Consider the following 21023-nt stretch of genomic DNA (forward strand, 5'->3'; position numbering starts at 1 on the left):
GAGCCTAGATCAGCCGGTCGCGACGACGCCGGGGAGGCGCAGCCGGGCGAGGGCGTCGCGCGTCTGCGACTTCACCGTCCCGACGCCGATGCCCAGGAGCTCGGCGGTCTCACGCTCGGTGAGGTCCTCGTAGTAGCGCAGCACGATGACGGCCCGCTGCCGCGGCGCCAGCGTCAGCAGCGCCCGGCGCAGCGCCTCCCGATCGACGGGGTCGATGTCGATCGCGGTCTCGGGGAGCTCGGCCGCCGTGACCTCGCGCCACCGGCGGCGGCGGTGCCGCGTGATGCTCTCGCGGGCGAGGATCCGCCGGACGTACGGCTCCGGGTGGTCGGCGATCCTCTCCCACTGGGGCACGGCCTTCAGGAGGGCGACCTGCACCAGGTCCTCGGCGTCGGCGTGGCTCCCGGTGAGCAGGTACGCCGTCCGGAGCAGCGCCCCGCGACGCGCGATCACGAAAGCGTCGAACGTGTCACGGCCTGGCACGTCGCCTCCAGAGCACGATGGCCAGTCCGCCCACCAGCACGATCACCGCCGACGTGCCGACGACCACACGCTGGCCGAGCGGGCGGGGTGGCGGGACGGCCGATCGGGTCGGCACCGCCAGCAGGTCGAACGCGGCGAACTGGGTACTCACGTTCCCGGTGTGAACACCCGGGCCCGTCACCACGGGCGTCCAGCGGCGTGTGCGGACGTCCAGGCTCTCCAGCGCCGTGTCGTCCGCGTCGGCGCTCACGGCTCGCTGGGCGATCAGATGCTTGTCGTCGGGCCAGTAGAGCGCGACCGTCGCCCGCCCGCCCACGCTCATGACCACGCGACCGTGCCGGTCGACGATCGAGAGGGTCCGTGACTGGCCGGCGGAGTACGCCGTCCCGGCGTGCGTGCCGGCCAGCAGCGTTCCCTCGGGCGAGATGGCCGGGCCTGGGAACTCGAACGCGAGGTTGGGCTGCGGCATCTGCCACACCTCGCCCGTCCTCAGGTTGTCGATGGCCCATCTGCGATCGCCGTCGTCGACCTGCATCAACCAGTCGTGACCACCTGCGCTCTGGCTCCAGACGCCCAGCTCGGCCCGGTCCTCGATCGGCTGCAGCCCCCTATCGGCACGCCACGTCATCGGCGGCATGACCCGACCGGTCGACTGCAGGTCGGCGGAGTCGTCGTCACCTCCGCTCCACTGGCCGTGCTCGACCAGGAGCAGACCGTCACCGGACCAGGCGAGTTGCTCAGGGTCCAGCCCGTGCGGCGTCGGGATCGGAACCCGTTCGGTGTGCCCTGTCAGTGCGTCGAACACGGCGAAGCCGGTGACAGGGTCACCGGCGGTGGTGCGCGGACTCCCCGAGGTGCGCCCGGTGATCCAGTACGCGAGGCGCCGTCCGTCCGCCGACAGTGCGACCTCATCGGAGCCGGCGGCCACGTCGGGGAGGTCGAGGAAGCCGTAGCGACCGGTGGTCGCCGAGACGCCCACGATCCCCGCCTCCGACCGGAGGAGGTGCTCACGCCGCGCGGGGAACACGGCTGCCAGCGTGCCCGGCGACCCACCGAACGACCCGAGCCAGCCGCTCGGCTGGTAGAGCTGGTCCGGCATGGCCGGCGCGGAGCCCGGTGCGGCCGGCTCGACCGACGTACGGCCGCGCTGCCAGCCGAGAACGCCGACGAGGGCCAGGGCGAGGCAGGCGACGGCGGCGATCGTCGCCGTGCCGAGGCGGCGGCGACGGGCGATCCGGCGGCCGCGATCCCACAGGTCCTCGGGCAGTGCACCGCCCACTGGGGCGTCCTCGGCCAGCTCGGCCAGCCTCTCGTGCAGCGTGCTCATCGGGTGGTCCTGTCGGGGCGGGAGGTGCTCACGTCACCTCACACGCCACGACGGCCGCCGATGGTGGGGTGCTACCCGAAGAATCTCATTGGAACGGTGTCGTGCTGGCCTCTTGCAGCAGGCGCCGCGGCGAGAAGTTCCGCCCGTTGTCGCCGCGCCAGGGCCGGCCCACCCACACGAAGGCGTCCACGAACCCGTGCAGCCGGGCGATCTCGACCCGGTTCAGCCCGAGCTTGCGGCGGTAGGCGGCGGGGTTCGTGGTCGGCGGCGCGCCCAGCGTCACGCAGAGCCGCTGCGCCTTCCGCTTGCAGCTGACCGGCGTGAGGAAGCTCTGGTGGGAGTGGCGCCGGCGGTACTGCTGGTAGGTGAACGGGTGGCCGTTGTCGGCGGTGTCGAGCACCGCGTGCTTGGCGGGATAGCCGGCCCGACCGAGCCGGGCAACGATCCGTGCGGCGTAGCGGAGGTCGGCGTGGACGCTGGTGTGGTGCGTGCCGCCGAGCGCGAAGCCGCGGGTGTAGCGGACGCCCGCGCTCACGAGCAGCCGCGTCGCCGCGGGGGCGCGCAGCCAGTCCGGCGAGCCGGCCTCGAGGTAGACGGTGGTCCGAGGCAGCGACGACAGTCGCTGGGCGGCGTACCTCACGAGGGAGAGTCGCACGGCGGGGTCGGCCGTGCGCGGCCGCGACCTGCCGGGCGAGTCGAGGGCGAGGTCGGGCTCCAGGATGATCATCGTGCGGGAGCGGCCGATGACGCGCGCCGCGGTGTCGATCCAGTCGCGGTAGGCCGCCTGCTCCTGCGGCGTCAGCGGGACGTTGCGCCGCTTCTCGCCGTGCGGCCACTGACGGAACAGCGCGAACTGGACGAGGGCGTCGGGGTTCCCGTGCTGGGTGTTGCGGATGTACTCACCCAGGTTGTTGACCAGCTTCGGGATGTCGGGGCTGGTGAACCAGGCGGCGTGCGGCTGCAGCGCGACCTTCGCGAACAGTCTCTTCTTCCGGCCCTTCGCCTGCCGGTACGTCGGATAGGTCCTGTCCCACTGGCCCGTGTAGAGCCCCCAACCCCCGACCAGCGGGTTGGCGGAGGCGGCGTGGGCCGGTACGGCGGGCGCCAACGTGACGGCCAGGAGGCCGGCCACCGCTGCGACGATCAGCCGGCGGGTGGCGGAGCGCACAGTCATGGGTGGCCGGTATCCCTCGTCTCCCGACCCACTCCCCCGTGGAACGCGCCGACGCCCCGGCCGCAGGAGCGGGCCGGGGCGTCGGGAGCGGCTGGGTCAGCCGTTGAGCAGGTTGCGCAGTACGTACTGCAGGATGCCGCCGTTGCGGTAGTAGTTCGCCTCACCGGGGGTGTCGATGCGGACGACCGCGTCGAACTCGATGTCGCCCGCCTTGACCTTGACGGTCTTGGGCGTGCGGCCCTCGTTGAGCTCGGTGATGCCGGTGATCGAGAAGGTCTCCTCGCCGGTCAGGCCGAGCGACTCGGCGTTCTGGCCCTCGGGGAACTGCAGCGGGATGACGCCCATGCCGATGAGGTTCGAGCGGTGGATGCGCTCGTAGGACTCGGCGATGACCGCCTTCACACCCAGCAGCGAGGTGCCCTTCGCCGCCCAGTCGCGGGACGAGCCGGAGCCGTACTCCTTGCCGGCCAGGACGACCAGCGGGGTGCCGGCGGCCTGGTAGTTCTGCGAGGCGTCGTAGACCGTGGTCACCGGGCCGTCGGCCTGGGTGAAGTCGCGGGTGAAGCCGCCTTCGGTGCCCGGCGCGATCTGGTTGCGCAGGCGGATGTTGGCGAACGTGCCGCGGATCATGACCTCGTGGTTGCCTCGGCGCGAGCCGTAGGAGTTGAAGTCACGCTGCTCGACGCCGTGCTCGGTGAGGTACTGGCCCGCGGGCGAGTCCTTCTTGATGTTGCCGGCCGGGCTGATGTGGTCGGTGGTGACCGAGTCGCCCAGCTTGAGCAGGACCCGCGCGCCCTCGATGTCGGTGACCGGCGAGGGGCTCTTGTCCATGCCGTCGAAGTACGGCGCCTTGCGGACGTAGGTCGACTCCTCGTCCCAGGTGAACGTGTCACCGGTCGGGGTCGGCAGGTTCTGCCAGCGCTCGTCACCGGCGAAGACGTCGGCGTAGCCCTTGGTGAACATGTCCGAGGCGATCGCCTGCTGGATGACCTGCTCGACCTCGGCCGGGTCGGGCCAGATGTCCTTGAGGAAGACGTCGTTGCCCTCGGAGTCGGTGCCGAGCGGGTCGTTGAACAGGTCGACGTCCATGGAGCCGGCCAGCGCGTAGGCGATGACCAACGGCGGCGACGCCAGGTAGTTCATCTTGATGTCGGGGTTGATGCGGCCCTCGAAGTTGCGGTTGCCCGAGAGGACCGAGACGACCGCGAGGTCCTTCTCCTGCACGGCGGCCGAGACCTCGGGGATGAGCGGGCCCGAGTTGCCGATGCAGGTGACGCAGCCGTAGCCGACCAGGTTGAAGCCGAGCTTCTCGAGGTAGGGCGTCAGGCCGGACTTGTCGTAGTAGTCGCTGACCACCTGGGAGCCGGGCGCGAGCGTCGTCTTGACCCACGGCTTGCGGGACAGGCCCTTCTCGACGGCCTTCTTGGCCAGCAGCGCGGCGCCGATCATGACCGAGGGGTTCGACGTGTTGGTGCACGACGTGATCGACGCGATCGTGACGGCGCCGTGGTCGAGCGTGAACTTCGTGCCGTCCTCGAGGGTCACCTCGACAGGGGCGCTGGCGCGGCCGCCGTCCTTCGGCGCGGCCGAGAGGTGGTCGCTCGGGGCCGGCGAGGAGCCGTTGCCGCCGGAGTACGACGGCGCGTCGCTGCCCGGGAAGGACTCGGCGACCGCCTCGTCGTAGCCCTCCTCGTCCTGGGCGTCGCCGGCGTAGTCGACGAGCGCGCCGCGGAAGGCGGTCTTGGCGTCGGTGAGCGAGACGCGGTCCTGCGGGCGCTTGGGGCCGGCGATCGACGGGACGACCGTCGAGAGGTCGAGCTCGAGGTGCTCGGAGAAGCGCGGCTCGGCGGCGGGGTCGTGCCAGAGGCCCTGCTCCTTGGCGTACGCCTCGACGAGCTTGAGCTGCTCCTCGCTGCGGCCGGTGAGCTTGAGGTAGTTGATGGTCTCCTCGTCGATCGGGAAGATCGCGATGGTCGAGCCGAACTCCGGGCTCATGTTGCCGATGGTGGCGCGGTTGGCGAGCGGCAGGGCCGTGACGCCGGCGCCGTAGAACTCGACGAACTTGCCGACGACGCCGTGCTTGCGCAGCATCTCGGTGATCGTGAGGACGAGGTCGGTGGCGGTGGAGCCCTCGGGCAGGTCGCCGTGGAGCTTGAAGCCGACCACACGCGGGATGAGCATCGAGACGGGCTGACCGAGCAGGGCCGCCTCCGCCTCGATGCCGCCGACGCCGAAGCCGAGGACGCCGAGCCCGTTGACCATCGTGGTGTGGGAGTCGGTGCCGACGCAGGTGTCGGGGTAGGCCTGGAGCTCCCCGTCGACCTCACGCGTGAAGACGGTGCGGGCGAGGTGCTCGATGTTGACCTGGTGCACGATGCCGGTGCCCGGCGGGACGACCTTGAAGTCGTCGAACGCGGTCTGGCCCCAGCGGAGGAACTGGTAGCGCTCCTTGTTGCGGTCGTACTCGATCTCGACGTTGCGGACGAACGCCTCCGGCGTGCCGAACGCCTCCGCGATGACGGAGTGGTCGATGACCATCTCGGCGGGGGCGAGCGGGTTGATCTTCGACGCGTCGGCGCCGAGCTCGGCCGCGGCCTCACGGAGGGTGGCCAGGTCGACGATGCAGGGCACGCCGGTGAAGTCCTGCATGATCACGCGCGCCGGCGTGAACTGGATCTCCTTGTCGGGCTGGGCGGTCTCGTCCCAGCCGGCCAGCGCCTTGATGTCGTCGGCGGTGATGTCGGCGCCGTCCTCGGTGCGGAGCAGGTTCTCCAGCAGGACCTTCAGGCTGTAGGGAAGGCTGGCGACTGCGTTCTCGGGGAGACCGTCGCCCCTCACGGCATCGAGCCGGAAGATCTCGTAGGACTTGCCGTCCACGTCCAGGGTGCTCTTCGCACCGAAGCTGTCCTTGCTGGCCAACGCCGTCATCTCCTCTGTCGTGGTCTGCACGAGCAACGTCGAACCCATCTTGCCGCGCCTGCGCGCGGGCTCGACAGTAAGGCTTGCCTTCGTTCGACCGTTCCTAATCTCTCGATATCAAGATACACGATGTCGAGGGGTGTCGCGAAGTGCCGCAGGTCGGGATGCGGGTCGTGTTCGTCGCGCTCTGGCGGGCGCGCGCGGTCGCGTGGCCCTACCTCGCCGTCGCCGTCGAGCTGGTGACCAGCGCGGTCATCGGCAGTGGCCGGGTGGAAACGTCGTCGCCGTGCTCGTCGTCAGTGTCGGGATCGCGCAGGTTCCTCGCCACCGACCGCTGACGGCTCAGTGCGGGGCGGCCAGGACCTCAGCGTGCACCTCGACCGTGGAGTGGAAGTGGTCGCCCGGCGGCGTGAACGGCCCGTAGACGACGAGCTCGTCGAACCCGAGCCCTGCCGCCCGCCCGACGGCGTCGCGGTAGGCCTCGACCGACGCCGTCGGCCGGACGCTGCCGAAGCCGAGCAGCAGGGAGCGCCGGAGGGACGCCGGATCGCGGTCCAGCGTGACGCAGGCATCCTCGAACCGCGCCGCCTGGTCCCGTACGGCGGCCCAGAACTGCTCGGGAGCCAGCGTCGTCGACCCGGGACCGCCGTAGGTGTTCCACCCGTCGGCGTGGCGCGCGGCCAGCGCCAACGCCCGCGGGCCGTGCGCGGCGAGCAGGAGGAAGGGCCGGTCCGCCGCCGGCGGCAGCGGAGTCGTCTCCACGCCGGAGAACCCGATCGCTCGGCCCCGCCACTCGGTCGCGCCGCCCCACACCGCCTGGAGTCCCTCGACGACGTCGACCAGCCGGGCCGACAGCTGGCCGCCCGTCACCGTCTCGTCGCGGTCGGCCAGCGCGCAGCCGGGCGCGCCGGCGCCGAGTCCGAGCACGAGCCGGCCGCCGGAGACGTCCTGGACCGTCGCGGCCAGGCGGGCGAGGGCCACCGGCGAGTGCAGGTGGCCCGACGCCACCAGCGGGCCCAGCTCCATCCGGTCGGTGACGCCGGCGGCGGCCGCCAGGGTGGTGAACCCGTCGGCGAGCCAACCACCCGCGGCGGTCGGATGGGTCAGGTGGTCGTAGACGTACGCCGCGTCGTAGCCGAGCTCCTCCATCAGCCTGAAGTCGGCCGCCAGCTGCCGCCACGGCCTGGTCTGCATGACGATGACACCGAGCCTCATGGGTTCACTCCACTCTGTTGTCGGCGTCGTCGCCGGGGACGAGCAGCGCGACGCACTCGAGGTGGTGCGTCATCGGGAACAGGTCGAACGCCCGCAACCCCGCGAGCCGGTAGCCGTGCTCGGCGAAGATCGCGACGTCGCGGGCCAGGGCCGCCGGGTCGCACGCGACGTAGGCGACCGCGCGGGGCGTGCGTGTGACGACCTGCTCGACCACGCCCCGGCGAGCGCCTTCGCGGGGCGGGTCGAGGACGACGAGATCCACGGGTCCGGCGTACGAGGTGGAGAGCACGTGGCCGACCTCGCCGGCGGCGACCTCGGCCGCCGGGACGTTGTCGCGGGAGAGGTCGGACGCGCGCCGGTCACCCTCGATCGCGACCACGCGCCCCTCGGGCCCGACCCGGTCGGCGAGGAAGGCGGTGAAGAGCCCCACGCCGGAGTAGAGGTCGAGCACCGACTCGCCGGGCCCCGGGTCGAGCAGCTCGAGCACCGTGTCGACGAGGACGCCTGGTGCTCCGGGGTGGACCTGCCAGAAGCCGTCGGCGGCCACCGTGAAGGAGCGGCCGAGGGCGGTCTCGGTCACCGTGCCAGGTGCGGGCTCGCGGGCGTCGGTCCTCGCGATGAGGCAGTCCTCGACCGGGATGACGTCGTGCGAGCGGTGCAGTCGCATCGCCCGACGGCCGTCGGGGGTGCGGGCGTAGCTCTGGCGCGTGCGCCAGCGCAGCCCGTCGTCGTCGCCGGGCACCGCCTCGACGACGGTGTCGAGGAACGGCCCGAGGAGTGGGTCGGCCGGGTCGAGCCGGGCCAGCCGGGTCAGCTGCTCGCGCAGGACGGCGGCCTTGAGCGCACGCTGGGCGGCGGGGGCGACGTGCTGGAAGTCGCAGCCGCCGCACCTGCGGGGACCGGCGTAGGGGCAGGGCGGTGTCACCCGGTCCGGCGAGGCCTCCAGGACCTCGACGGCGTCGCCTCGCCAGAAGCGGTCGCCGTCGGTCCCCTCGGTGATCTCGACCAGCACGCGCTCCCCCGGCAGTGCGTGGCGGACGAACACGACCCGCGTCTCCGGCTCACCGGTCGGCTCATGGACTCCACCGGTGGGGACGCGGACGACGACGTGGCCGCCGTGGGCGATCGGCCCCGCGACGGTCTCGAACCGCTCCCCGACCCGTGAGCGACCGCGGGGCTTCCGCGGCCGGGCCGTGCGTGCGGGACGGCGGGGTCGGCTGTTCACGCGCTCAGCCTGCCAGAGGCCGGACCGCGGGCTGCGGGCCCGTGGCGGCGAACCAGCGGTAGGGCAGCTCCTGGTGGCTGGCCGCGAGCTCGGTCAGCCCGAGCGCCTCCAGAGCCGCGACGCTGGCGGTCTCCTCGGGCAGGCAGCGGAACACGGGCCGGGCGACGGCCCAGGCGTCGGCCCAGGCGAGCAGCTCGGTCACGACGGCGAGCTCGTCCGGGCGGGCCGAGGCGTCGTCGAGCAGCCAGAACGTCGCGATCGCGGCGCCCTCCGGCGGGCCGGCCAGCCGCGTGCCGGTGCGCTCGAGGAACCGATCGAGCGGGCGGAGGTAGGCGCAGCCGAGCTCGCGGGCACGGTCGTCGGTGAGGATCGCGTAGGCGAACGCCTCACCGGCGCGGTGCTCGGCCTCGTGGTGGGCGATGAGGGCGAGGTTGTCCTCGCGGGTCAGCCGCGCGGGCCAGCGGCCGGCGGAGTGCCGCTGGACGGCGACCGGGCTGGCGGCGTACGCCGACGTGTCGAGGTCGACCAGTGCTGCGGTGAGCGGCTCGAGGGCGACGGCGCCCCGCCAGGCCGCCGGCGGCGGCCAGCCGGTCACCGACCGACCTGGTTGCCGCGGGTCGGGCCGTAGCGGTCGCTGTAGCTCGGGCGCACCCAGTCCTCCGGCTTGCGGCCGATGGTGGAGCTGAGCTGGTAGGGCACCGAGATCACCATCACGCCCGGCTGGAAGAGCAGCCGGCCCTTGAGCCGGAGGGCGGTCTGGTTGTGGAGCAGCTGCTCCCACCAGCGACCGACGACGTACTCGGGGATGTAGACGGCGACGACGCCGCGCGGGTTCGACTTCCGGATCGCCGAGGCGTAGTCGACGATCGGCTTCGCGATCTGGCGGTACGGCGAGTGCAGCACCTTCAGCGGGAGGTCGAAGTTGCGCTGGTCCCACTCCGCGAGGAGCCGCTCGGTCGCCTCGTCCTCGATCGACACGGTGACGGCCTCGAGGGTGTTGGGGCGCGACGCCCGGGCGTAGGCGAGCGCCCGCAGGGTGGGCTTGTGCAGCTTGGAGACGAGCACGATCGCGTGGACGCGGGTCGGCATGACCTTGTCCTCGTCGCCCGCCTCGAGCTCCTGCTCGACGCGGTCGTAGTGCTTGCGGATGCCCTTCATGAAGATGAAGAACACGACCATCGCCAGGATCGCGATCCAGGCGCCGGCCAGGAACTTGGTCAGCAGCACCACCACGAACACCACCGCGGTCATGCCCAGGCCGAAGGTGTTGATGACCCGCGACCGCTGCATGCGACGCCGGACCGCTGGGTCGCGCTCGGTCTTCAGGTGGCGCGTCCAGTGCCGGATCATGCCCAGCTGGCTGAGGTTGAACGACACGAACACGCCGACGATGTAGAGCTGGATGAGCCGGGTCGTCTGGGCGTCGAAGGCCTGGATCAGGACGATCGCGAGGATCGCGAGGAAGAGGATGCCGTTGCTGTAGGCCAGGCGGTCGCCGCGGGCGCCGAGTGCCCGCGGTGCGAAGCCGTCGCGGGCCAGGATCGAGCCGAGCACCGGGAACCCGTTGAACGCCGTGTTGGCGGCCAGCACCAGGATGATGCCGGTCATGGCCACGACGAAGTAGAAGCCGGGCGAGAAGTCGTGGAAGACGGCGCGGGCCAACTGGGCGACCACCGTGTGCTGCTGGTAGTCGACGGGAAGCGGGTTGCCGCTGGCGTCCCGGAGGCGGCCCACGTCGCCGGGGTCGACGTACTTCAGGGCCATCGTGTGGGCGAGCAGGATGATGCTCATCAGCATGGTGATCGCGATGGTGCCGAGCAGCAGCAGCGTGGTCGCTGCGTTCCGGCTCTTCGGCCGGCGGAACGCGGGCACGCCGTTGCTGATCGCCTCGACGCCGGTCAGCGCCGCGCAGCCCGATGAGAACGCCCGCGCCAGCAGGAAGATGAGCGCGACCTGGGTGAGCGTCCCCTGGTGGTCCGCGTCGGGCACCACGGTGAGGTCCGCGCTCTCGACGGGGTGCAGGGAGCCGGCGGCGTACTGGAGGATGCCGAAGGCGCCCATGCCGAGGATCGCGACCATGAAGCCGTAGGTCGGGATCGCGAAGAACGTGCCCGACTCGCGCACGCCGCGCAGGTTCACCGCCGCCAGCAGGACCACCAGCAGCGTGGCCACCGTCGCCTCGTGGCCGTGGACGAAGCCCAGCGCCGACGCCGCGTTCTGCACGCCGGAGGAGATCGACACCGCCACCGTGAGGACGTAGTCGACGAGCAGCGCAGAGGCGACGGTCACGCCGGCGTTGGGGCCGAGGTTGACCGTGGCGACCTCGTAGTCGCCGCCGCCGGAGGGATAGGCGTGGACGTTCTGCCGGTAGGAAGCCACGACGGTGAGCATCACGAGGGCGACCGCGATGCCGATCTTCCACGACCAGACGTAGGCCGAGGCACCGGCCAGCGACAGCATGATGAAGACCTCGTCCGGAGCGTAGGCCACCGACGAGAGCGCGTCGCTGGCGAACACCGGCAGCGCGATCCGCTTCGGAAGCAGCGTCTCCCCCAGCTGGGAGCTCCTCAGCTTGCGGCCGAGGAGAATGCGCTTGGAGACGTCACCTACACCCACGAGCGGCAAGGCTACGGCAGGTTGGCGTCCGCGACGTCAACTGCGGATACGGTGGGCCCGTGCACGTAGTGATCATGGGGTGCGGCCGCGTCGGCTCGACGCTCGCCCGAAGCCTCGAGGACCGCAATCACACGGTCTCCGTCATCGACAGCGAGCCCGATGCGTTCCGCCGTCTGGGGCCCGGTTTCAACGGCGACAAGATCACCGGGATCGGCTTCGACCAGGAAGTCCTGGAGAAGGCCGGCATCCGCCGTGCGGACGCCTTCGCCGCGGTCTCGAGCGGTGACAACTCGAACATCATCGCGGCGCGCGTCGCGCGCGAGACGTTCGGGATCCAGCAGGTCGTGGCCCGCATCTACGACCCCGGGCGTGCCGAGGTCTACCAGCGGCTCGGCATCACCACGGTGGCCACGGTCAAGTGGACGGCCGACCAGGTGCTGCGCCGGCTGCTGCCCGCCGGCGCCGAGCCCGACTACCGCGACCCGTCGGGCACGATCCGGCTCGACCAGGTGCCGGTGACGTCGGTCTGGATCGGCCAGCGGACGGTCCACTTCCAGGAGCAGTCCCGTTGCCGGATCGCCTGGATCGACCGGCTCGGCGAGGGCGTGCTGCCCACCCGGGACAGCGTCATCCAGGAGGGCGACCTGCTACACGTCGTGATGCGCGAGGAGAACGCGCAGCACGCCTACGACGTCTTCGACACGGGTCCGCAGGAGCACTGACATGAGGGTTGCCATCGCCGGAGCCGGTGCCGTCGGCCGATCGATCGCGCGCGAGCTGATCACCAACGGCCACGAGATCCTGCTCATCGACAAGGACCCCGGGTCCATCAAGCCCGAGCGCGTCCCCGACGCCGAGTGGCTGCTCGCCGACGCCTGCGAGCTGTCCTCGCTCGAGGAGGCCCGGCTCGACCGCTGCGACGTCGTCATCGCCGCCACCGGCGACGACAAGGTCAACCTCGTGACGTCGCTGCTCGCCAAGACGGAGTTCGGCGTCCCCCGGACCGTGGGCCGGGTCAACCACCCCAACAACGAGTGGCTCTTCACCGAGGCCTGGGGCGTCGACGTCAACGTGTCGACCCCGCGCATCATGTCGGCCCTCGTCGAGGAGGCGGTGACCGTCGGCGACCTGGTGCGGCTCTTCACCTTCCGGCAGGGCAACGCCAACCTGGTCGAGCTCACCCTCCCCGCCGACAGCCCGTACGTCGGCAAGCCGGCCGGCCTGATCCCGTTTCCCGAGAACTGCGCGCTGGTCTCCATCCTGCGCGACGGGATGGTCTACACCCCCGACCCGGAGCAGCCGGTCGAGTCCGGTGACGAGCTCTTGTTCGTCGTGCCCCCCGACAACGAGGACGAGCTCGAGCGGCTGCTGTCGCCGGAGCACCACCACGGCTGAGCCGGGCGCGCCCGAGCGCTCAGGCGTCAGGCCAGCTCAGGCAGCGTCCGCCCGACCCTGGACCGGGGTGGCGTTGCGGGCGAGCAGCCACACCATCGTCCCCCACGACGCGATGCGGAGCGGCCAGCCGAGGCCGAGCCGCAGCACCCCGATGATCGCGACGGCGGTGTCGGTGTCGATCGTGCCCGAGTGACCGAGCAGGTAGACGGGCCCCTGCAGCAGCACCCCGATCGCGCCCGGCGCGAGGAACAGCCAGGTGAGTCGGGAGCACAGCCTCACGACCTGCTTGTCGTCGTGCCACGCCGTCGGGTCGCCCGACACCGAGCCGACCATGAACCCGATGAATGGCCAGCCGACCAGGCAGGAGAACACCATCAGCACCGTGTAGGCGCCGCTCCAGATGATCCCCGGCAGGAAGAAGGCCAGCGCCTGCTCGGACTCGGTGCCGCCGCTGCTCGCCGCCAGCCGCACGAAGACCCAGCCGATGGCGATGCCGACGATCGCGTTGACGACGTACTGGACGGTGGTGCGCTCCAGCAGCCTGATCACCAGCGCAGCGACCGCGACGCCGCCGGCCGAGATCAGGGCGATCGGCAGGTCCTTGGTCGTCAGCCAGAGGAGCGTGAAGACGAGGCCGGGTACGCCGGCCTCGACCATGCCCCGCCGGCCGCCGAGCGACTGCGCCATCTGGCGTCGTACGACGGCCTCGACCGTCTCGACGGTGGCCGGTGAGGTGTGCTCGGGCTCGGTCACTTCGCTCACGGGATGAGCTCGTAGCGCGGGTTGTAGAGCGTTCGGACGCCGTCGTGGACGCCGATCCGGCCCTGGACCTGGAGCGAGCGGCCGGGGCTGATCCCGGCGATGTGGCGGCGGCCGAGCCAGACGATCGTCAGCATGCCGGTGCCGTCGAAGAGCTCGGCCTCCAGCGCGGGGACGCCGCCTCGCGGACGGAGGGTGACCGTGCGCAGCGTGCCGCGCAGCCGGACGAGCTCACGGTCGGCCGCCTCGCCGATGGAGACGACATCCTTGGCCTCGTAGACGGTGCGCAGGTCACGCGCGTCCTGGTCGGCCGTGTTCGCCCACTCGCTGAGCTTGGCGCGCAGGCGTCCCATCACTGCACCCGCTGCGCCTGGGGCGGCAGGGTGAGCGGCAGCGCCTCGCCGACCGGCATCGCGCCGGCGCCGCGACGTACGACGATGTCGGTGAGGCCGTCCTCCCACGACTGCGCGTAGTCGCCGTCGACCGCCGGACGACCCAGCAGCGTGGCCCGGAGCAGCCAGCGCGGACCGTTGATCCCGATGATCCGCGAGACCTGGGTGCCGGCCTGCCCGTCGGGCAGCTGTACGGCGAGCTGGCAGACCAGCTCGGTGCCCCAGCGGCCCTCGCGCTCGGTGACGGTGCCGCCGCGGCTCTGTACGTCGGTCGCCAGCTGGGGACGCACGTCGCCCCACAGGTCGCCGTTGCGCGGCGCGGCGAACGCCCGCAGCTCGAGGGCGCCGTCCTCGGCGGTCAGCAGGGCGGCCTGGACCGCACCGGTCGACTCGTCGACCTGGAGCCGCAGCTCCCGTCCGGGGAACGGCGCGAGCGCGATCGAGCCGAGGTCGACCCGCTCGACCGCCGCGGCCTCGTCGGGCAGCTCGTCGGCGTCGTAGGGGCCGGCCACCGGCTCCGCCGGGACCTCCGTCGACGCGTCGGCACCCGCAGCGTCGACGGCGTCGATCCCGTCGTCGGCGGCGCTCTGAGGCTCTGCGGACTTGCGGCGGAACTTCACCTGGACTCTTCCCTCACGTCTGACGGGGCCCGGTGCTGCCGAACCCTCCGGTAGAACCGTAACCCCCGCCGCCACGCACCGACTCCGGCAGCACGTCGACCTCCACGAAGGCCGCGCGCTCGACCCGTTGGATCACCAGCTGGGCGATCCGATCGCCCCGGGACAGCTCGATCGGCTCGACCGGGTCGTGGTTGACGAGCAGCACCTTGATCTCGCCCCGGTAGCCCGCGTCGACGGTCCCGGGGGTGTTGACGATCGAGAGCCCGTGCCGGGCGGCCAGCCCCGAGCGGGGGTGCACCAGGGCGACGTACCCCTCGGGCAGCGCGATCGCGACGCCCGTCGGGACGAGGGCCCGCTCCCCCGGCGCCAGCCGCACGTCGACGGCTGTCATCAGGTCGGCGCCGGCGTCGCCGGGATGGGCGTACGACGGCGGGGGCAGGTCGGGGTCGAGCCGGTGCAGCGCCACCTCGAGCGAGGTGGCCCCGAGCTGGTTTCGGCGCAGTGGTTCGGACACCCGCGGGACCCTATCGTCAGCGGTCGTGAGGTGGATGGGAAACTCTCCCCTCGTGAGCAACTCCGCCCCCGGCAGCACCGGGCCCACGCCCGCCTACCGGGAGCGCCTCTTCGTCCCACTCCGCTGGTGGGTGCAGGGCGTGATGTTCGTGGCCACCCTGTGGTTGGCGCTGATCGTCGCCGTCCCCGGGGAGTGGGCCTGGGCGACCACCGCCGCCATCCTGGCGCTGCTCTCGCTCGCCTTCATCGCCTACGGCTCGGCGACCATCGAGGTCGCCGACGGTCACCTCCGTGCTGGGCACGCGCGGATCGAGGCGGCCTACCTCGGCCTCGCCGAGGCGCTCGACGGCGAGGCGACTCGCCGAGCCGCGGGCGTCGACGCCGACGCCCGGGCCTTCCTGGTGCTGCGGCCGTACGTGAAGCGCGCCGTCAAGGTGCAGATCTCCGACCCGGCCGACCCGGCGCCGTACTGGCTCCTCAGCACCCGGCACCCCGAAGGGCTCGCCTCGGCCCTCGCCGCCCTGACGGCCGGGAACCGCGACTGATCCGACCCACTAGGGTGGATCACATGGCGAAGGGTTCCAAGGGCCCCAAGGGCTCCAAGATCTGGACGATCCTCTCGACGGTGTCGGCGCTGGGCGCGGCCACCGTCGCCCGCAAGGCGCTCGACAAGGGCTGGCAGGTGTCGACGCGCCGGAAGCCGCCGGGCAACCCGGCCGACCCCGACGTCGCGCTCTGGGAGGCGGTCGCCTGGTCGGCCGCGACCGGCGCAGCGGTCGCCCTCGCCCGGATGTTCGCCCAGCGACGGGCGGCCAACTACTACGTCAAGTCGGCCGGCCACCTGCCGCCGCAGCTGGAGAAGGACGAGGACTAGTCCCTGCTCCGGTCAGAACCAGAGCAGCAGAAAAGGCCGCGACCCGTCCAGGTCGCGGCCTTTTGCATGCGTCCGTCAGGCGCAGTCCTTGCAGATCATCCGCTTCTCGTCAGCCAGCTGGCTGCGGTGGTGCACCAGGAAGCAGCTCATGCAGGTGAACTCGTCCTCCTGCTTGGGCTTCACCTCGACAGCGAGCTCCTCGTGCGAGAGGTCGGCACCAGGGAGCTCGAAGGACTCAGCGGCCTCCGCCTCGTCCTCGTCGACCTTGCCGGAGTTCTTGTCGTGACGGCGCGCCTTGAGCTCTTCGATGCTCTCCTCGGACTGCTCCTCGTCTGTCTTGCGCGGAGCGTCGTAGTCCGTCGCCATGCGTCACCACTCCCTTCGTTCCAAGCCCACGCGTATCGGATCCCGAGCCCGATCGTCGGGGCGAGATTGTGCACCATGCCGCTTACGGTCCGCACACCGGTTCGGCAGTGCGTGTCGTGAACAGTCGGTGACGAGTGGCTATTCCCCGCCGTACCCCGCATCGAGGACAGCGTTCAGGAACTCCTCGAACCCGTGCTCCGGAGCGGCCACCACGAGCGCGCGGTCGGGGAAGCCCGGGTGCACCTCGACCCGGGCGCCGGCGCCCTCGGCGACCAGTGCGCCGGCGGCGTAGTCCCACAGGTTGACCCCCACCTCGAAGTAGGCGTCCGCCTGCCCGTCGGCGAGGTGGCAGAGCTCCAGCGCGCAGGATCCGTGCCGGCGGATGTCACGGACCTGCGGCAGCAGCCGCACCAGGCCCTCCGCCTGGCGCCGGCGTACGTCGGCGTCATAGCTGAAGCCGGTGATGACGAGGCGCTGGGCCAACGGCGCCGGACCGCGGACGACGACCGGCCGGTCGCCCTTCCGCGCGACGACCCCGTCCGGGGTGCGGTGCGCGGTGTACTCCACGCCGGTGGCCACGTTGAGGACCACCCCGGCGACGACCCGCCCGTCCACCTCGGCCGCCACCGAGATGGCGTACTCGGGAAGGCCGTAGACGAAGTTCACGGTCCCGTCGATCGGGTCGACGATCCAGCGCACGCCGGTCGTCCCCTCGACGTCCTCCCCCTCCTCGCCGAAGAACGCGTCGCCGGGCCGCTCGGCCAGGATCGTGGCTCGCAGCAACGTCTCGGAGTCGCGGTCGGCCTGGGTGACGACGTCGACGTCGCTCGACTTGGTCGCGGCGACCGTGACGCCGGCATCCGCCCGCTCGCGGACGAGGTCCGCAGCGGCGCGGGCGGCGCGCACCGCGACGTCGAGGAGCTCGGTGCTCAGGTCAGTGCTCATCGAGCCTCACCGCAGAGGGCGGGCCGGTCCTCGTCACGCAGGTTGCGGCAGCAGCCGACGGGACACCTGTCCCACAGCGGGCCGAGGTCGCCGACGGACGCCCGGACGACCTCCTCGCCGCGCTCGACGGCGGCACGCTCGAGCAGCAGGTCGCGGACCGCGGCCACGAAGCGGGCGTCGTCACCCGGCGTCGCCGCGCGGCGGCCCGCGATGCCGAGCCGCTCGCAGGTGGCCAGCGCCTCGGTGTCGAGGTCGTAGACGACCTCCATGTGGTCGCTGACGAAGCCGACCGGGATGAGCACGACCGCGCGCGTCCCGGTGGCAGCGAGCTCCTCGAGCCGGTCGTTGACGTCCGGCTCGAGCCACGGCACGTGCGGGGCCCCCGAGCGCGAGCAGAAGACCAGCTCGTGCTCCCGCTCGACGCCGGTCTCCGTGGACACCCGTTCGGCGACGTGGCGCGCGACGTCGAGGTGCTGGGCGAGGTAGGCGCCGCCGGCCGGGCCAGAGGTGTCGTTCATCGCCGTGGGGATGGAGTGGGTCACGAAGACCAGCCGCGCCTCCTCGCGCACCTCCTCGGGAAGCCCGTGGAGGGCGGCCAGCGCACCGTCGACGACCGGCTCGGTGAAGCCGGGGTGGTTGTAGTAGTTGCGCAGCTTGTCGATCACCGGCGCCCCGGGGACGGCGGTGACGGCGTCGTAGAGGTTCTCGCGGTACTGCCGGCACGACGAGTAGGAGGAGTAGGCGCTGGTCGTGAACGCGGCCACCCGCGTGACGCCGTCGGCCTTCATCTGCGCGACCGTGTCGGCCAAGTAGGGGTCCCAGTTGCGGTTGCCCCAGTAGACCGGCAGGTCGACGCCGTGCTCGGCCAGATCGGACCGCAGCGCGGCCAGGAACGAGCGGTTCTGGTCGTTGATCGGCGAGCGTCCGCCGAAGAGGAAGTAGTGCTGGCCGACCTCCTCGAGCCGCTCCCGCGGGATGCCCCGACCGCTGGTCACGTTCTCCAGGAACGGCACCACGTCCTCCGGCTTCTCGGGACCACCGAAGGAGACCAGCAACAGCGCGTCGTAGGGGCTGACGTCCATGGCCGCCACCCTATGGCCCGCACGGCGCCCCGCCGACGGCGAGGGCTGACGGGCTCCGGCGCTTTGCGTGCGCGCGGGCGCCCCGGCTCCTAGTCTCACGCCATGCAATGGCGCAACTGGTCAGGCCTCGAGTCGGCGACCCCCACCCGCGCGCTGACGCCGCGGACGATCGACGAGGTCGTCGCGGCCGTCGTCGAGGCCCGCGACGGCGGCGGACGGGTGAAGATGGTCGGCACCGGGCACAGCTTCACCGGCATCTCCGCCCCGGACGGCGTCATGCTGTCGCCCACCGGGCTCGTCGGGGTCACGGCCGTCGACCGGGAGGCGATGACCGTGACGGCGTACGCCGGGACCCAGCTCAAGCACCTCAATGCGACGCTCGAGCACCTCGGCCTCTCGCTCCACAACATGGGCGACATCGCCGAGCAGACGCTCGCGGGCGCGATCTCCACGGGCACCCACGGCACCGGCGGCCGCGTCGCCGGCCTCGCCGCGCAGGTCGTCGGGCTGACGCTGGTCGACGGCGCCGGCGAGCTCCTGACCGCGGCCGCCGACGAGAACCTCGACGTCCTCGAGGTCGCGCGAGTCGGCCTCGGCGCGCTCGGGATCCTGGTGACGGTCACGTTCCGGGTCGAGCCGCTCTTCGGCCTGGAGGCGGTGGAGCAGCCGATGTCGTGGACGGAGTTCCAGGACTCCTTCGACGACCTGACCCGCGCGGCCGACCACGTGGACGCCTACTGGTTCCCGCACACGGACCGGCTGCTGACCAAGCGCAACACCCGTATCCCGCTCGACACGGTGCGGCCGCTGTCGCGCTGGCGGGGGTGGTTCGACGACGACTTCCTGCAGAACACCGCGTTCGGCGCACTGACCGCCGCCGCCAACCACGCGCCGGGCGTCATCCCGCGGATGAACCGGATGAACGCCCGGCTGCTCGCACCCCGCACCTACTCCGACGCCGCGCACCGCGTCTTCACGACCGAGCGGCGGGTCGTCTTCCGCGAGATGGAGTACGCCGTCCCGCGGGCCGACGGCCTCGCCGTGCTCGCCGAGTGCCGCCGGCTGCTCGACGCCTCCGACCTGCGGATCTCCTTCCCGGTCGAGCTGCGGGTCGCGCCCGCCGACGACGTGCCGCTGTCGACCGCGCACGGCCGCGACTCGTTCTACCTGGCCTTCCACACCCACCGGGCGATGCCGCACGAGGACTACTTCGCGCTGATGGAGCCGGTCCTGCGGGCCGCGGGCGGCCGCCCGCACTGGGGCAAGGTGCACACCCGGACGCGGGCCGACCTCGAGCCGGCGTACGAGCGGTTCGACGACTTCGTGAAGCTGCGCGACCGGCTCGACCCGCAGCGGGTCTTCGCCAACCCCTACCTGGAGCGGGTGCTCGGCCGGGCCTGACCCATTCCGTGACCTTGGGCGTCGGAGGACGATGGGAGGCGCGGGAGGGGAGGGTGCCGTGGCCGGGGGGGTGTCGGTCGGGTTCGCCGAGTTCGTGGCGCTGCGCTCCCCCGCGCTGCAGCGGACGGCCTACCTCATCGCCGGCGAGGTGAGCGCGGCAGAGGACCTGGTCCACGAGGCGCTCACCCGGACCTACCTGGCGTGGCCACGGTTGCACGACCCCTACCGGGCGGAGGTCTACGCCCGCACCGCGCTGACGACCACCGCGATCGCCGGGTCACGTCGGCGGGGCCACCACCCGATCGTGCCGGTCGCCGAGCCCGAGCGGGTGGTTCGCCCCGCCGACGTCGACGACAGCACGTGGCTCTGGACCTGCCTGCTCCGGCTCCCTGTCGGGCAGCGGGCGGCGATCGTGCTGCTCCACTACGAGGACCTCACCGAGCGCGAGGCGGCCGAGACCATGGGCTGCGGGATCCGAGCGCTGCGGAGCCAGGTGGCCGATGCGCTGACGACGCTCCGGCCGCTCGTCGGCGCGACCCTCCTGCCACAGCAGGTGAACGGGTGACCGGCCGGCTGCGGGCGCTGCTCGACGAGCGGGTAAACGCCCTCTCCTTCGCCCCACCTGACCTGCCGCGCATCGTCGCGGAGGCCGGCCTCCGGGCACGCCGGCGCCGCCTCCGGGCTCTCACCGCGACCGCCGCGGGGCTCGCGGTCGTGGCGGTGACGGTCGGCGGCGCGGCCCTGGTCGGGAGAGCGCGACACGACGGCGCCGAGGTCGCCACGGGCGGCGGCATCGCCGACCCCGTGACCTGGTCACGCGGGTCGGTCATCCACGTCGGGCCCGACCGCATCGACGTCGGGTTCACCGTGCACGGCTTCGTCCGCACCTCGTCGGGCTTCGCGGTCATGGACGGCCACCGCTCCGTCTGGTCGGTGACTGACGCCGGGCAGCACCGGGTCGGTGAGGTCGGCGACCAGCAGCGCCTCGTCGCGGACCGCAACGGGACGCTGGTCGCCTGGATCGGCCCGGACCGCGAGCTCGTCGTCTACGACCAGCTCACCGCCCGGACCCGCGGCTTCCCCGATGCGCGGGGGGCGACTGCGGGAGGAGGGGTTCTGGCGCTCGACCGGCGCACCGTCTACTGGCGCAACAGCGGAGGTGTGGTCGCCGTCGATGTCGACACCGGAGCCGTGACAGCCGTCGCCGGCTCCTGGTTGCAGCTGTACGACGCGAAGAACTCGATGCTCGCGTTCACCGACGGGACCGGCGACCTCAAGGTGGGGTCCTCCGTCGCCGGCGCGGCGACCCTCGCGACCTGGTCGGCCGACCCGCACCACGGCGACGAGCCGGTCGTGCTCTCCCCCTCCGGCCGGTGGACGGCGGTCGCCCACATCCATGTCGCCGACTCGGGCGACGACCACGAGATCGAGTCGCGCCTGATCGTCTACGACGACCGCACGGCCGAGACGACGACGCTCCGCCTGCCCGGTGGCCCGTGGGTCGCCGTGCCGAGCGTCTGGCTCGGCGACGCGACCCTGCAGGTCCTCGGGCTGTTCGGCAACCCGCCGTTCACCGGCGACACCGTCGATCCGTCGCTGTTCCGCTGCACGCTGCCGAAGGGCTCGTGCGTGCGGGTCGTCCGGGTCGGTCGGGTCGGCGCGAGCTCCGGCATCGCCACCCTGCCGGACGGGGACTGGACCTCCGGCGACTGACCGC

At 72.0% G+C, this 21023-nt stretch carries 23 protein-coding genes; 8 read left to right on the top strand and 15 right to left on the bottom strand.

Annotated features, from left to right (window positions below):
- Positions 1 to 9: 9 nt before the first annotated feature.
- The 4 genes from QDS12_RS20530 to QDS12_RS20545 form a co-directional block, all read right to left on the bottom strand.
- Positions 10 to 483, bottom strand: coding sequence for a SigE family RNA polymerase sigma factor (locus QDS12_RS20530; protein WP_279882629.1), 474 nt, complete (start codon positions 481 to 483; stop codon positions 10 to 12).
- Positions 470 to 1810, bottom strand: coding sequence for a hypothetical protein (locus QDS12_RS20535; protein ID WP_279882631.1), 1341 nt, complete (start codon positions 1808 to 1810; stop codon positions 470 to 472). Before QDS12_RS20535 ends, QDS12_RS20530 begins: the two co-directional genes overlap by 14 nt.
- Before the next feature lie 85 nt (positions 1811 to 1895).
- On the bottom strand, positions 1896 to 2984 hold the full coding sequence (locus QDS12_RS20540; RefSeq protein WP_279882633.1) for a glycoside hydrolase family 6 protein: 1089 nt from the start codon (positions 2982 to 2984) through the stop codon (positions 1896 to 1898).
- A gap of 96 nt (positions 2985 to 3080) precedes the next feature.
- On the bottom strand, positions 3081 to 5912 hold the full coding sequence (locus QDS12_RS20545) for an aconitate hydratase (RefSeq protein WP_279883496.1): 2832 nt from the start codon (positions 5910 to 5912) through the stop codon (positions 3081 to 3083).
- Positions 5913 to 6052: 140 nt separating this feature from the next.
- Between QDS12_RS20545 and QDS12_RS20550 the strand changes: the two genes are divergently transcribed.
- Positions 6053 to 6241: a hypothetical protein gene (locus QDS12_RS20550; RefSeq protein ID WP_279882636.1), complete on the top strand. Its 189-nt coding sequence runs from the start codon at positions 6053 to 6055 to the stop codon at positions 6239 to 6241.
- Between the two features lie 4 nt (positions 6242 to 6245).
- On the opposite strand, the gene QDS12_RS20555 is transcribed toward QDS12_RS20550, so the two are convergent.
- Genes QDS12_RS20555 through QDS12_RS20570 form a run of 4 tightly spaced genes read right to left on the bottom strand, consistent with a single transcriptional unit; the run spans position 6246 to position 10959 of the window.
- Positions 6246 to 7118 (bottom strand): LLM class flavin-dependent oxidoreductase, encoded by an 873-nt coding sequence (locus QDS12_RS20555; protein ID WP_279882638.1) that lies wholly within the window; start codon positions 7116 to 7118, stop codon positions 6246 to 6248.
- Positions 7119 to 7122: 4 nt separating this feature from the next.
- The gene (locus tag QDS12_RS20560; protein WP_279882640.1) at positions 7123 to 8343 is read right to left on the bottom strand and encodes a methyltransferase; all 1221 of its coding nucleotides are present in this window, start codon (positions 8341 to 8343) and stop codon (positions 7123 to 7125) included.
- A 4-nt stretch (positions 8344 to 8347) separates the two neighbouring features.
- Positions 8348 to 8938: a GNAT family N-acetyltransferase gene (locus QDS12_RS20565; protein ID WP_279882642.1), complete on the bottom strand. Its 591-nt coding sequence runs from the start codon at positions 8936 to 8938 to the stop codon at positions 8348 to 8350.
- Positions 8935 to 10959 (bottom strand): APC family permease, encoded by a 2025-nt coding sequence (locus QDS12_RS20570; protein ID WP_279882644.1) that lies wholly within the window; start codon positions 10957 to 10959, stop codon positions 8935 to 8937. Before QDS12_RS20570 ends, QDS12_RS20565 begins: the two co-directional genes overlap by 4 nt.
- A 59-nt stretch (positions 10960 to 11018) precedes the next feature.
- Between QDS12_RS20570 and QDS12_RS20575 the strand changes: the two genes are divergently transcribed.
- Both QDS12_RS20575 and QDS12_RS20580 read left to right on the top strand, forming a co-directional pair.
- The gene (locus QDS12_RS20575; protein ID WP_279882646.1) at positions 11019 to 11681 is read left to right on the top strand and encodes a TrkA family potassium uptake protein; all 663 of its coding nucleotides are present in this window, start codon (positions 11019 to 11021) and stop codon (positions 11679 to 11681) included.
- 1 nt (position 11682) lies between these two features.
- Complete coding sequence (locus QDS12_RS20580) at positions 11683 to 12354, top strand: TrkA family potassium uptake protein (protein WP_279882648.1); 672 nt, start codon at positions 11683 to 11685, stop codon at positions 12352 to 12354.
- A 36-nt stretch (positions 12355 to 12390) separates the two neighbouring features.
- On the opposite strand, the gene QDS12_RS20585 is transcribed toward QDS12_RS20580, so the two are convergent.
- Genes QDS12_RS20585 through dut form a run of 4 tightly spaced genes read right to left on the bottom strand, consistent with a single transcriptional unit; the run spans position 12391 to position 14639 of the window.
- The gene (locus QDS12_RS20585; RefSeq protein ID WP_279882650.1) at positions 12391 to 13116 is read right to left on the bottom strand and encodes a DUF3159 domain-containing protein; all 726 of its coding nucleotides are present in this window, start codon (positions 13114 to 13116) and stop codon (positions 12391 to 12393) included.
- Entirely contained in the window at positions 13113 to 13466 is a 354-nt protein-coding gene (locus tag QDS12_RS20590; protein WP_279882652.1) for an OB-fold nucleic acid binding domain-containing protein, read from the bottom strand. The genes QDS12_RS20585 and QDS12_RS20590 overlap by 4 nt, the downstream gene beginning before the upstream one ends.
- Positions 13466 to 14125 (bottom strand): DUF3710 domain-containing protein, encoded by a 660-nt coding sequence (locus QDS12_RS20595; RefSeq protein WP_279882654.1) that lies wholly within the window; start codon positions 14123 to 14125, stop codon positions 13466 to 13468. The genes QDS12_RS20590 and QDS12_RS20595 overlap by 1 nt, the downstream gene beginning before the upstream one ends.
- 13 nt (positions 14126 to 14138) lie before the next feature.
- Positions 14139 to 14639 (bottom strand): dUTP diphosphatase, encoded by a 501-nt coding sequence (gene dut, locus QDS12_RS20600; RefSeq protein ID WP_279882656.1) that lies wholly within the window; start codon positions 14637 to 14639, stop codon positions 14139 to 14141.
- 52 nt (positions 14640 to 14691) lie between these two features.
- Between dut and QDS12_RS20605 the strand changes: the two genes are divergently transcribed.
- Both QDS12_RS20605 and QDS12_RS20610 read left to right on the top strand, forming a co-directional pair.
- Entirely contained in the window at positions 14692 to 15183 is a 492-nt protein-coding gene (locus tag QDS12_RS20605) for a DUF3093 domain-containing protein (protein WP_279882658.1), read from the top strand.
- A 23-nt stretch (positions 15184 to 15206) separates the two neighbouring features.
- On the top strand, positions 15207 to 15512 hold the full coding sequence (locus QDS12_RS20610; RefSeq protein ID WP_279882660.1) for a DUF4235 domain-containing protein: 306 nt from the start codon (positions 15207 to 15209) through the stop codon (positions 15510 to 15512).
- Positions 15513 to 15587: 75 nt separating this feature from the next.
- Here QDS12_RS20610 and QDS12_RS20615 read toward each other — a convergent pair whose 3' ends face one another.
- The 3 genes from QDS12_RS20615 to QDS12_RS20625 all read right to left on the bottom strand — a co-directional run bounded on the left by QDS12_RS20615 (position 15588) and on the right by QDS12_RS20625 (position 17905).
- Positions 15588 to 15878: a DUF4193 domain-containing protein gene (locus QDS12_RS20615; RefSeq protein WP_192681003.1), complete on the bottom strand. Its 291-nt coding sequence runs from the start codon at positions 15876 to 15878 to the stop codon at positions 15588 to 15590.
- A gap of 138 nt (positions 15879 to 16016) precedes the next feature.
- On the bottom strand, positions 16017 to 16823 hold the full coding sequence (locus tag QDS12_RS20620; protein WP_279882664.1) for an inositol monophosphatase family protein: 807 nt from the start codon (positions 16821 to 16823) through the stop codon (positions 16017 to 16019).
- Positions 16820 to 17905: a ferrochelatase gene (locus QDS12_RS20625; RefSeq protein ID WP_279882666.1), complete on the bottom strand. Its 1086-nt coding sequence runs from the start codon at positions 17903 to 17905 to the stop codon at positions 16820 to 16822. The genes QDS12_RS20620 and QDS12_RS20625 overlap by 4 nt, the downstream gene beginning before the upstream one ends.
- A 102-nt stretch (positions 17906 to 18007) precedes the next feature.
- On the opposite strand from QDS12_RS20625, the gene QDS12_RS20630 reads away from it, so the two are divergent.
- From QDS12_RS20630 to QDS12_RS20640, 3 genes are read left to right on the top strand one after another with little or no spacing between them, the layout of a single operon-like run.
- On the top strand, positions 18008 to 19306 hold the full coding sequence (locus QDS12_RS20630) for a D-arabinono-1,4-lactone oxidase (RefSeq protein ID WP_279882668.1): 1299 nt from the start codon (positions 18008 to 18010) through the stop codon (positions 19304 to 19306).
- Between the two features lie 58 nt (positions 19307 to 19364).
- Complete coding sequence (locus QDS12_RS20635; protein WP_279882670.1) at positions 19365 to 19871, top strand: sigma factor-like helix-turn-helix DNA-binding protein; 507 nt, start codon at positions 19365 to 19367, stop codon at positions 19869 to 19871.
- Positions 19868 to 21019, top strand: a complete 1152-nt coding sequence (locus tag QDS12_RS20640) for a hypothetical protein (RefSeq protein ID WP_279882672.1) — start codon at positions 19868 to 19870, stop codon at positions 21017 to 21019. The genes QDS12_RS20635 and QDS12_RS20640 overlap by 4 nt, the downstream gene beginning before the upstream one ends.
- Positions 21020 to 21023: the final 4 nt, after the last annotated feature.

The sequence above is a fragment of the Nocardioides sp. CER19 genome (assembly GCF_029846275.1).
Classification (GTDB): Bacteria; Actinomycetota; Actinomycetes; order Propionibacteriales; family Nocardioidaceae; genus Nocardioides.

Excerpts from the sequence above, each read along its gene's own strand:
- QDS12_RS20625 (WP_279882666.1), bottom strand. The coding sequence starts at position 17,905 with ATGGACGTCAGCCCCTACGACGCGCTGTTGCTGGTCTCCTTCGGTGGT.
- QDS12_RS20580 (WP_279882648.1), top strand. The coding sequence starts at position 11,683 with ATGAGGGTTGCCATCGCCGGAGCCGGTGCCGTCGGCCGATCGATCGCG.
- QDS12_RS20610 (WP_279882660.1), top strand. The coding sequence starts at position 15,207 with ATGGCGAAGGGTTCCAAGGGCCCCAAGGGCTCCAAGATCTGGACGATC.
- QDS12_RS20535 (WP_279882631.1), bottom strand. The coding sequence starts at position 1,810 with ATGAGCACGCTGCACGAGAGGCTGGCCGAGCTGGCCGAGGACGCCCCA.
- QDS12_RS20630 (WP_279882668.1), top strand. The coding sequence starts at position 18,008 with ATGCAATGGCGCAACTGGTCAGGCCTCGAGTCGGCGACCCCCACCCGC.
- QDS12_RS20590 (WP_279882652.1), bottom strand. The coding sequence starts at position 13,466 with ATGGGACGCCTGCGCGCCAAGCTCAGCGAGTGGGCGAACACGGCCGAC.
- QDS12_RS20620 (WP_279882664.1), bottom strand. The coding sequence starts at position 16,823 with ATGAGCACTGACCTGAGCACCGAGCTCCTCGACGTCGCGGTGCGCGCC.
- QDS12_RS20545 (WP_279883496.1), bottom strand. The coding sequence starts at position 5,912 with ATGACGGCGTTGGCCAGCAAGGACAGCTTCGGTGCGAAGAGCACCCTG.
- QDS12_RS20615 (WP_192681003.1), bottom strand. The coding sequence starts at position 15,878 with ATGGCGACGGACTACGACGCTCCGCGCAAGACAGACGAGGAGCAGTCC.
- QDS12_RS20555 (WP_279882638.1), bottom strand. The coding sequence starts at position 7,118 with ATGAGGCTCGGTGTCATCGTCATGCAGACCAGGCCGTGGCGGCAGCTG.
- QDS12_RS20540 (WP_279882633.1), bottom strand. The coding sequence starts at position 2,984 with ATGACTGTGCGCTCCGCCACCCGCCGGCTGATCGTCGCAGCGGTGGCC.